The following is a 3,247-nucleotide window of genomic DNA, read 5'->3' as shown; positions in this document are numbered from 1 at the left end:
GGGCGGGGGGGGGGCGCCGCCCGGGCGGCCCCGGGGGCGTGTGGCGCGCTCCACGGGGGGGGGGGGGGCGGTGGGGGGGGGGGGGGGGCGCGGGGGGGGGGGGGGGGGGGCCCCCCCCGCCGCGCTCGCGGTGTCCTGCGGCTGGGTGTCCTGCGCGATGATGTCAGCCACGGCCGTACGTCTCCTCAGCCTTCCAGAAGTAGATGAAGCCGCCGACGCCGACGACCAGCGCCCAGCCCACCGCCAGTGCCCAGACGTGGTGCGGAAGCTGGTGCGCGTGGAAGCTGTCGATCAGCGAGAAGCGCATCAGGTCGATGTAGACGGCGGCCGGGTTGCTCTCCAGCAGGACCATCGCCCAGTGCGGCAGATGGTTCTTGCTGAGCACCTTGTCGATGCTCCACATGACGCCCGAGACGTACATCCAGGTACGCAGGATGAACGGCATGAGCTGCGCGATGTCCGGCGTCTTGGCGCCCATCCGCGCCACGATCATCGCGACGCCCGCGTTGAACGTGAACTGGAGCACCAGCACGGGCACCGCGAGCAGCCACGAGGCGGCGACGGGTACGCCGAAGCAGAGCAGGATGACGACCAGCGCGGCCATCGAGAACAGGAGCTGCTGGAGCTGCTGGATCGCGTACGACACCGGCAGCGCGGCACGCGGGAAGTGCAGGGCGCGGACCAGGCCGAGGCTGCCGGAGATCGCCCGGGTGCCCGCCATGATCGAACTCTGCGTGAAGGTCCAGATGAAGACGCCGGTGACCAGGAACGGAATGTAGTCCGGCACGCCGTGCTTGGTGCCGAGCAGCACACCGAAGATGAAGTAGTAGACCGCCGCGTTCAGCAGCGGCGTCATCACCTGCCACACCTGGCCCAGCTTGGCCTGGCTGTACTGCGAGGTGAGCTTGGCGGTGGCGAACGCGGTGATGAAGTGGCGCCGTGCCCACAGCTGGCCGACGTACGCGGGCAGGCTCGGGCGCGCGCCGCTGACGGTGAGGCCGTACCGGGCGGCGATGGCCGCGGCGTCGTCGGCGGGGGAGACCGGTGACGCTGTCGGGGGCGGTGTGTTGAGGACCTGGCTCACATCCGTTGCTTTCGCTCGGGGGGTGGGGGCGCGCGGTCGGTCCCGGGACGTTTCCCACGGCGTTTCCTGCCGTTTTCTTGCGTCGGAACGGGACCGTATCGTCGTAACGCGAGAGTAGGCCCAGTCGACGTCGGAACGCAACCGTTTCGTCGTAACGCCCTATGCTGGTCCGTATGACGACGAACGCCGATACAGCCGCGAGTGCCGCCACGCCCGCGCCTGCCGACGGAAAGCCCAGGCGTCGCCGGGCTCCCGCCGGTGCGGCCGTCCTCCGCGAGGACGTGACCGAGGCGATCCGCGCCGCCGTCTTCGAGGAGCTCGCGTCCGTCGGCTACGCCAGGATGTCCATCGAGGGCATCGCCCGCCGCGCGGGCGTCGGCAAGACCGCGGTGTACCGGCGCTGGCGCTCCAAGCTCCATCTCGTGCTCGACCTGGTCTCGGCGATCGCGGTCCAGGGGCTGCCCGCGCCCGACACCGGCTCCCTGGAGGGCGACCTGCGGCTGCTGTACGAGGTCACCTCGCGCGCCCTGCGGCACCCCGTGGCCGGCCAGATCATCCCCGACCTCCAGGCCGAGGCGGCCCGCAACCCCGAGATCGCGGACGCCATGCAGGCCGCGCTGCGGGAGGGTCAGCAGTCGGTGGCGAGCGGGATCGTCGCGTCGGCGGTCGAGCGGGGCGAGATCCGTGAGGGCGTCGACGTCGAACTCGCGCTGGACCTGATGTCGGGCCCGCTGTACTGGCGTGCGCTCGTCGTCCGCGGCCCCAAGGTCCCGAAGGGCTACCTGGCCAGCCTGGCCCGCGCGACGGCGGCGGCCCTGAAGGCACTCTGACCGGGGCACCCCCGGCCCGGCGTCCTCGGCACCCCCAGCCCGGCGTCCTCGGCGATCCCGGTTCAGCGGCCCAGGCGCTCCCCACTCAGCGTTCTGGGCGCTCCCCGCTCAGCCCAACTCCTGCCGGCCCGGCCGCTCCCCGGCCGGCCGCTCCCCGCCGGGCCGCCGCCCGGACAGCCGGTCCGCGAGATCCATGAGCTCGGCCGCCCGCAGCACCCGTCCGCCGAAACCCGGCAGGGGCACGTGCAGCGGCTCGCTCCAGCGGGCGGGTACGGCGCCCTCCCCGTACACCGCCCCCGCGAGCGCACCCGTCACCGCCGCGACGGTGTCCGTGTCGCCGCCGAGGTCGACCGCCGCGCGCACGGCGTCCTCGAAGGAGCCGGTGGTCCGCACGGCCCACACGGCCGAGCCGAGACAGGGCCACACGGCTCCGTTGAACTCGGTCGCCAGATCGGGGTGCCAGTCGCGGGCGAGGACCGTGGCGTAGCGGGCCCGGTGGTCCGGGTGGACGGCGTCGAGGGTGTCCGGGAGCGCGGTGAGGGGGTCCTGTCCGAGCAGGGCGACCCGGATCAGTTCGTGGAGGATCGCCGTCCCCTCCCACGCGGCACGGTCGCCGTGGGTCAGCGAGGCGATGCGGCGCGCGGCGGACATCGTCGTGTCCCGGCCGTGCGCGGCGAAGAACACGGCGGAGGTCGACGCCCGCATCAACGAGCCGTTTCCGGCGCCGCGTTGACTGGTCTGGAAGTGGAGGGCGGCCGCCAGGTCCCAGGGGTCGCCGCTCGTCAGGACCGCCTCGGTCTGCAGACCGATGTCCTTGGGGTCGGCCGCCGCCCAGCGCCGGAACCGGTCGAAGACGTCCGGGAGTTCGAGGCGGCCGTACCGGAGCAGCGACTCGCCGACCAGGACGGCCATCTGCGTGTCGTCGGTCGCCTCACCCGGGTCCCAGCCGCCGCCCCCGCACATCTCGCCGTCCTGCCCGGGCACCGGGAAGCGCCGGGTGAAGGCGCCTTCCGGGCCGAACTCGAACGGTGCGCCGAGGGCGTCGCCCACCGCGGAGCCGAGGATGCTGCCGGTGGCGGTCATGGGGCGAGCGTACGGGGGAAGGGAGGGGCGGCCGTGAGGGGGACGCCGGTCCCGGCGGCCCCTCGCCGCCCCGCGGACCGATCCGATCGACAGCGCCGGGCCGTGTCCGCGAACTCTCGCCCGCCCGGCGGGCGACGTGACCTGGCGGACAGGCCCTAGGTCGTGTCCGCAAAGTCTCGCCTGCCCGGCGACGCCTGGCACGCTCCCCCAAGCTCTTCGAGCAGGGGGGACCCCCACTCGCCGCACCGGC

At 73.5% G+C, this 3,247-nt stretch carries 3 protein-coding genes; 1 reads left to right on the top strand and 2 read right to left on the bottom strand.

From position 1 onward, the window contains the following. Positions 1-163: 163 nt before the first annotated feature. Positions 164-1,084 (bottom strand): ABC transporter permease, encoded by a 921-nt coding sequence (locus tag ACFXGX_RS32335; protein ID WP_384798262.1) that lies wholly within the window; start codon positions 1,082-1,084, stop codon positions 164-166. 173 nt (positions 1,085-1,257) lie between these two features. Here ACFXGX_RS32335 and ACFXGX_RS32330 point away from each other — a divergent pair, with 173 nt between their 5' ends. Then, entirely contained in the window at positions 1,258-1,914 is a 657-nt protein-coding gene (locus ACFXGX_RS32330) for a TetR/AcrR family transcriptional regulator (protein ID WP_384798259.1), read from the top strand. Positions 1,915-2,022: 108 nt separating this feature from the next. Here the strand turns inward: ACFXGX_RS32330 and ACFXGX_RS32325 are convergent, their stop codons facing one another. Next, positions 2,023-2,997, bottom strand: a complete 975-nt coding sequence (locus ACFXGX_RS32325; protein WP_384798256.1) for an ADP-ribosylglycohydrolase family protein — start codon at positions 2,995-2,997, stop codon at positions 2,023-2,025. Between the last annotated feature and the right edge of the window lie 250 nt (positions 2,998-3,247).

The organism is Streptomyces sp. NPDC059371 (genome assembly GCF_042751995.1).
Lineage (GTDB): Bacteria > Actinomycetota > Actinomycetes > Streptomycetales > Streptomycetaceae > Streptomyces.
This window is presented reverse-complemented; position numbering and strand designations above follow the sequence as displayed.